We start from the raw sequence: 6,936 nt of genomic DNA on the forward strand, positions 1-6,936 counted from the left end.
AGAGCTTCCCGGTGCGGTGGGCCCGGCATCCGTGGATCGCGTCGTTCTGGACATGCTGGCCCCGTGGGAGTGCATCGACGCGGTTGCCGACGCTCTCACGCCCGGTGGTGTGGTGCTCTGCTACATCGCCACCGCAACCCAACTCAGTCGTGTCGCGGAGTACATCCGCGCCACTGGTCTGTTCACCGAGCCCGAAGCGACCGAGACGATGGTGCGTGGATGGCATGTCGAAGGGCTCGCCGTGCGACCGGATCATCGGATGGTCGCACACACGGGGTTTCTCATCACGGCGCGTCGCCTGGCACCGGGTGCGATGCCCCCGGACGTGCGCAAGCGCGCACTGAAGAAGCCCAGTTATGCCGATGAGGACGTCGAACTCTGGACGCCCGGGGCCGTCGGCGACCGTCAGATCACCGACAAGAACCTCCGCAAGCGCGTGCGCGAGGCACAGCGCGCAGCGGACGGCGCTCGGCAGGCGACGGCCGACGCCGTCACGGCCGGGCGCGGTGCACCGGACGACGTAGACTGATCCGGTGCGCCGGATCCCTGCTGCCCTCGCCGTCATCGGCCTGTCTGCTCTGACCCTCGTCGGATGCGCTTCGACGCCCGGATCGGCGGCCTCGTGCGACCGCCCCACCGACAGCTCGGGTGTGCTCAACACGGTGAGCGTCTCCGGGGCGGAGGGCGCCCCCAACGTGACCTTGAGCGCTCCGGTCTACGTCGATCACACGGTCGCCGTCGACGAGACCGTCGGCTCCGGCCTGCGGGTCACCTCCGACATGCAGGATGTGCAGTTCACCATCACGATCATGAGCGGGTCGACCGGTCAGAAGATCCTGACGTCGGGCACGCAGGTCACGCCGCTGTCGAAGTGGCGTGAGCAGTACGCCGGCTTCGCCGAGCTGATGACCTGCGCGACCGAGGGCTCCCGCATCCTCGGCGCCGTTCCGGCCAGCGCGCTGTCGGCCGAGGCCGCGCAGGGGTGGGGCCTCACCGGCGCAGACTCGATCGTCGTGGCGATCGACCTGCAGAAGGTCTACCTCGCCGCGGCGGACGGCACGCCTCAGTACAACGATCGACGGGGGATGCCCTCGGTCGTGCTGGCTCCCAACGGCACGCCGGGCATCATCATCCCGGACACCGCGCCGCCGTCCGACCTCGCCGTGGAGGTGCTGAAGAAGGGCGACGGCCCCGCCGTCGGAGACGGCGATCAGATCCGGATCAACTACACGGGCCTCACGTGGGCCGATCGTAAAGTGTTCGACTCGACGTGGGACAAGGGGGCATCGACGGCGGTCACGCTGGATGCCGTCGTGCCGGGCTTCGCGCAGGCTCTGAAGGGGCAGACGGTCGGGTCGCAGATCCTCGTGGTGATCCCGCCGTCCCTCGGCTATGGGGACAAGACCACCTCATCGATCCCCGCGGGCTCGACGCTCGTGTTCGTCATCGACGTGCTGGGCGTGGACACTCCCGCCGCCCCCTGACCCCGCGCGGCACCGCCGCCGCTCCACAGGCGGCGCCTAAGATTGACGGGTGCCCACCGAGACCAGCCGCAGCGCGCCCGAGGAGCGCCTCGTCAACCTGGTGGTCGCACTCATGGCGACGGAGCAGGGGCTGACGAAGGACACGATCCTGTCGTCGGTGGCCGGCTACCGCGAGCAGGGTTCCGCGGGGGCTTCCAAGGACGCGCTGGAGAAGATGTTCGAGCGCGACAAGGAGAATCTCCGCTCGCTCGGCATCCCCGTGGAGACCATCGGTGACTATGCCGATCCCGATGACCTCCGCGAGGCGCGGTACCGCATTCCCACCGCGGAGTACGAGCTTCCCGCCGACATCGAGTTCACGCCGGCCGAGCTCGCCGTGCTGAATCTCGCCGGTGGTGTCTGGAGCGAGAGCTCCATGTCGGCCGACGCCCGCAGCGGCCTGCGGAAGATCCGCGCGCTGGGCATCGAGGTCGACGCGCCGATCATCGGCTACTCTCCGCGTGTCAATCTGCGCGAGCCTGCCTTCTCGCCGATGCAGCGTGCGATCGAACAGGGACGTGTCGTCGAGTTCTCCTACCTGAAGGCGGGCGAGGCGAACGCACGGGTGCGACGCGTTCAGCCCTACGCGCTGGTCGAGTACGAGGCGAGGTGGCACGTGTACGGCTTCGATCTGGCGCAGGGAGATGTGCGCACCTTCTTGCTGTCCCGGATCGTGTCGGACGTCGCGATCACGCGGACCACGTTCGACCTCGCCCTCCGCGAGGGGGCGGGCGAGCGTGCCCTGACCGGATTGGCGCAACTCGCCGCCCGTCAGCAGGCACTGCTGGAGATCGCCCCCGGCACCGAGGCCGCTCTGCGTCTCACGCGGCGGGCGACGCCCGCCGGCCAGGGGATCCGCGTTCCCTATGTCGACGTGCACATCTTCGCCGACGAGCTCGCGTCGTACGGTCCGGAGGTGCGCGTGGTCGAACCGGACGACCTGCGCGATCAGGTGATCGCACGTCTGCAACGCACCGTGCAGATACACGGCGGTGCGGTGGGGGAGCGGTCATGAGTGCGCGACGCAAACCTCTGCTGGCCACCGATCGAGCGGCCCTGATCCTGCAGCTCGTGCCGTATCTGATCGGGAAGGGCGAGGTGTCGCTCACCGAGGCGGCGGAGGAGTTCGATGTCACCGTCGAACAAATGCGGGCGATGGTGGAGAAGTTGACCGTCATCGGGCTGCCCGGCGACGGCGGCTTCTGGCAGATGGCGAACGATCTGTTCGACATCGACTGGGATCTTCTGGATCAGCAGGACCTGGTCGTCATCACCAACAGCGTCGGGCTCGAGCGCACCCCGCGTCTGACCGCCCCGGAGGCGGCCGCCCTGCTCGCCGGACTTCGCGTTGCGGCGTCGCTGCCCGGTGTCGGCGAGAGCGGAGTCATCCAGGGTCTGCTGGCCAAACTGGCGCGCGGCGCCTCCGGCGTGCCCGCCGACGTCATCGTCGCGCCCGGTGAGGTGGACGAGGTGCGCTTGACCGTCGATCGCGCCCTGCGTGACGGCGTCGCCGTGGCCTTCACCTACCAGGCCCCGGATGCCGCGCCCACCACACGCACGGTCGACCCGGTCAAGGTCCACATCGCGGGCGGTCAGTGGTACCTGCAGGGATGGTGCCACCTGCGTCAGGCGATGCGCACCTTCCACCTCGACCGCGTTTCCGACGTGCGTCTCACCGACATCGTGAGCACCCACGGTGACGACACCGTTCCGGGACTGTTCGAGGGCGCCGCCCGCGACGTCGAGGTCGCGGTCCGCTACCGGGCGTCTGCGGCATCGCTGCTGGCCGACTACGTCGTGATCGACGACCCGGCCGACACGGACGCAACGGTGCGCTCAGCGCGGGTGCGCGTGGGCGACGCCCGCAGTCTGAAACGTGTGGCGGCCAAGCTCGGCGGCGATCTGGAGATCGTCAGTCCCGACGCCGCGCGTCGCGCGGCCGCCGCGTGGGCCGAGGCAGGGCTCGCCCAGTACGCCTGAGCCCTGCGGCGGGGCCGGCAGGTAGACTGGGCGATATCCCCAGACCCGAGGAGACCCTCATGCTCGGAGGCTTGACCGGCTGGCACCTGCTGGCCCTTGTCGTCATCATCCTGCTCCTGTTCGGGGCGGCGAAGCTCCCTGCGCTGGCCAAGAGCGTCGGTCAGTCCGCTCGCGTCTTCAAGGGCGAGATGAAGGCGATGAAGGAAGACGACGCCGCCACCGCGACGCCGCCCGCGCCGCCGGTGACGGGAAGCGCAGCCGGGACGGCCGCTTCGAGCGCCGAGCCCGGACCCGACACCAAGCCCTGACGTCGGTGGCCACGGTCGAGTCCGCTCGTCTCGGCGAGGACGACGTGCCCCGTCGTGATCGACGGATGTCGCTGGCGCAGCACCTCACGGAGCTGCGCCGACGCTTCATCATCGGCATCATCGCGCTCGTGGTCGGCATGATCATCGCCTGGATCTTCACCGACGCCATCATCTGGGCCATGACCGAGCCGATCCGGGTCGTCGCCGCCCAGCGCGGCGACGGCGACGTCGTGACGCTGATGTACCAGAGCATCACGGGTCCGTTCGATATGCGGTTGCGCATCGCGTTGGCGGTCGGCGTCATCTTCTCCGCACCGGTGTGGGTATGGCAGATCTGGGCGTTTCTCGTTCCGGGTCTGACCCGGAAGGAGATCCGCTACACCATCGGGTTCGTGAGCGCCGCCGTGCCGCTGTTCGCCGCCGGGGTGTTCGTCGGGTGGCTGATCATGCCCCACATCGTGGAGCTCATGGCCTCGTTCACTCCGCAGGGCGCGTCGAACATCTACGACTCGAAGTACTACTACGACTTCGTCTTCAAGCTGCTGCTCGTCGTCGGCGTCTCTTTCGTGCTCCCGGTGTTCCTGGTCGCGTTGAACCTTGCGGGGGTGATGAGCGGCATGGCGATCCTGAAGGGCTGGCGAGTGGCCGTTCTCGTGGCGTCGCTGTTCGCAGCCCTCGCCACGCCCGCCGCCGACATCGTCAGCATGCTGCTGCTGGCCGGCATCCTGACGGTGCTCTATTTCGCCGCCGCCGGGCTCTCGGTGATCTTCGATCGCCGACGCGCCAAACGCGAGAAGGCGCTCGGGCTCGACCTGTGACGGATCCCGCCAGCCGCTACGCGCAGGCGCAGGCCCGTCAGGCGCATCCGATCACGGCCTCCTTCGCCGACGAGCAGCGCTTCGACCTCGACCCCTTCCAGATCGCGGGCTGTCATGCCCTGGAGGACGGACGCAGCGTCCTGGTGGCAGCGCCCACCGGCGCGGGAAAGACCATCGTCGGCGAGTTCGCCGTGCATCTGGCCATGCGCGAACCCGATGAGAAGGCGTTCTACACGACCCCGATGAAGGCGCTGTCGAACCAGAAGTTCCGCGAGCTGCAGCAGGTCTACGGCGAGGACGAGGTGGGCCTGCTCACGGGGGACACCAACATCAACGGCAACGCCCGCGTCGTCGTGATGACCACCGAGGTTCTTCGCAACATGCTCTACGCCGATTCGCCGGCACTGCGCGGCTTGCGGTACGTGGTGATGGACGAAGTCCACTACCTCGCCGATCGGTTCCGCGGGGCGGTGTGGGAGGAGGTCATCATCCATCTGCCCGCGCGCGTGAAGCTGGTATCGCTGTCGGCGACCGTGTCGAACGCAGAGGAGTTCGGCGACTGGCTCGACACCGTGCGCGGTGACACCGCGGTGATCGTCTCCGAGACCCGCCCTGTTCCGCTGGAGCAGCATGTTCTGGTGCGCGGTGACCTGCTGCCGCTGTTCGACGACCGGGCCGGAATCGCGACCGCGCAGGTCAATCAAGAGCTCATGCGCCTGCGATCGGTGCGCGGCTCCACCTTCGAGAGCAATCGGCGGGCGCAGGACTATCGCTCGCAGCGTCATCGGATGCAAGGCGATCGATCGGGCGGTCCGCGGCCTCCGAAGGGGGGAGTGCGCCCCCTGCGCTCCGCCAACGCGCAGCGCATCGAGCGCATCGACCGCCCGCAGGTGGTGGAACTGCTCGCGCGGGCGAACCTCCTGCCGGCGATCTTCTTCATCTTCAGTCGCGCGGGGTGCGAGGCAGCGGTGCAGCAGCTCCGACGCTCCGGTGTTCGTTTGACCGACCGCGACGAGCGCGATGAGATCCGTCGCATCGTCGACGAGCGCACGCTGACGCTTCCCGACGAGGATCTTGCCGTCCTCGGCTTCTGGGAGTGGCGGGAGAACCTCGAACGCGGTGTCGCCGCCCACCATGCGGGCCTGCTCCCCGCCTTCAAGGAGATCGTCGAGGAGCTCTTCCAGCGAAAGCTCGTCAAAGTCGTCTTCGCGACCGAGACGCTCGCGCTCGGCATCAACATGCCGGCACGCACCGTCGTCCTCGAGAAGCTGGAGAAGTTCAATGGCGAGGCGCGGGTCGCCATCACCTCCGGCGAGTACACGCAGCTGACGGGACGTGCGGGACGCCGCGGCATCGATGTCGAAGGTCACGCGGTCATCCAGTGGAGCGAGAGTCTCGATCCGCAGGCCGTCGCGGCCCTCGCCTCGCGGCGCACCTACCCGCTCAACTCGAGCTTCCGTCCGACGTACAACATGGCGGTCAACCTCATCGACCAGTTCGGTCGGGCCCGGGCGCGCGAGATCCTCGAGTCGTCGTTCGCCCAGTTCCAGGCCGACCGGGCCGTGGTGGGGCTGGCGCGCGAGGTCAAGGATGCCGAGGAGTCCCTCGCCGGCTATGCGGCGTCGATGGCATGTGAGAGGGGCGATTTCGCCGAGTTCGCGCGGATGAGGCGCGAGCTGGGCGATCTCGAACGCAAGGGCGACCGGTCCGGACCGCCGAAGGTGCGCCAGCAGCGCCAGGAGCGGATCGAGTCGCTGCGGCGCAGCCTCAAGCGGCACCCGTGCCAGAGCTGTCCCGATCGTGAGAAGCACGCCCGGTGGGCCGAGCGGTACGGCAAACTCCGGCGCCATACCGACAAACTGCGTCAGCAGATCGAAATGCGCACCGGCACCGTCGCCCGCATCTTCGACCGGGTCGTCGATGTGCTCACCGCGCTGGACTACGTGCATCTCGATCCCCACGGCGCCACCGCCTTGACCGCCGCCGGCGCGACGATGAAGCGGATCTACGGCGAACGTGATCTCCTCGTCGCGGAGTCGTTGCGCACCCGTATCTGGAAAGACCTCGACCCGGCGGGTCTTGCCGCTCTTGCCTGCTGCCTCGTCTACGAGCCGCGTCGCGACGAGAGCGGCCCCGGAGAGCACGGACTTCCACGCGGCGCATTCCGCGGGGCATTGACGGCGACGCAGGAGCTGTGGGCGCGTCTGGACGATCTGGAGCAGGACCATCGTCTGCCCGGGTCGTCACCGGTCGCCACCGGTCTTGCCCAGGCGATGCACTCCTGGGCGCGGGGGGTTCGCTCGACCG

General features: G+C 68.5%; 6 protein-coding genes and 1 pseudogene. All 7 read left to right on the forward strand.

Features of this window, described 5'->3' with window-relative positions:
- Positions 1 to 529: pseudogene (locus I5I_RS13635) on the forward strand (tRNA (adenine-N1)-methyltransferase); the annotation flags it as partial.
- A gap of 4 nt (positions 530 to 533) precedes the next feature.
- The gene (locus tag I5I_RS13640) at positions 534 to 1,484 is read left to right on the forward strand and encodes an FKBP-type peptidyl-prolyl cis-trans isomerase (RefSeq protein ID WP_036287765.1); all 951 of its coding nucleotides are present in this window, start codon (positions 534 to 536) and stop codon (positions 1,482 to 1,484) included.
- Positions 1,485 to 1,533: 49 nt separating this feature from the next.
- Positions 1,534 to 2,538 (forward strand): helix-turn-helix transcriptional regulator, encoded by a 1,005-nt coding sequence (locus tag I5I_RS13645; RefSeq protein ID WP_036320882.1) that lies wholly within the window; start codon positions 1,534 to 1,536, stop codon positions 2,536 to 2,538.
- Complete coding sequence (locus I5I_RS13650) at positions 2,535 to 3,503, forward strand: helix-turn-helix transcriptional regulator (protein ID WP_036320884.1); 969 nt, start codon at positions 2,535 to 2,537, stop codon at positions 3,501 to 3,503. The genes I5I_RS13645 and I5I_RS13650 overlap by 4 nt, the downstream gene beginning before the upstream one ends.
- Positions 3,504 to 3,562: 59 nt before the next feature.
- The gene (locus I5I_RS13655) at positions 3,563 to 3,811 is read left to right on the forward strand and encodes a twin-arginine translocase TatA/TatE family subunit (protein ID WP_036320886.1); all 249 of its coding nucleotides are present in this window, start codon (positions 3,563 to 3,565) and stop codon (positions 3,809 to 3,811) included.
- A gap of 65 nt (positions 3,812 to 3,876) precedes the next feature.
- Positions 3,877 to 4,629 (forward strand): twin-arginine translocase subunit TatC, encoded by a 753-nt coding sequence (tatC, locus tag I5I_RS13660; protein WP_036320888.1) that lies wholly within the window; start codon positions 3,877 to 3,879, stop codon positions 4,627 to 4,629.
- Positions 4,626 to 6,936 (forward strand): DEAD/DEAH box helicase (locus I5I_RS13665; protein WP_036320891.1); only part of this gene is annotated, 2,311 nt, incomplete at its 3' end. The genes tatC and I5I_RS13665, both read left to right, overlap by 4 nt.

Origin of the sequence: Microbacterium sp. B24 (assembly GCF_000333415.1) — a bacterium.
Taxonomy (GTDB): domain Bacteria; phylum Actinomycetota; class Actinomycetes; order Actinomycetales; family Microbacteriaceae; genus Microbacterium.

Coding starts and splice junctions, on each gene's coding strand:
- I5I_RS13650 (WP_036320884.1), top strand. CDS start 2,535: ATGAGTGCGCGACGCAAACCTCTGCTGGCCACCGATCGAGCGGCCCTG.
- I5I_RS13655 (WP_036320886.1), top strand. CDS start 3,563: ATGCTCGGAGGCTTGACCGGCTGGCACCTGCTGGCCCTTGTCGTCATC.
- tatC (WP_036320888.1), top strand. CDS start 3,877: ATGTCGCTGGCGCAGCACCTCACGGAGCTGCGCCGACGCTTCATCATC.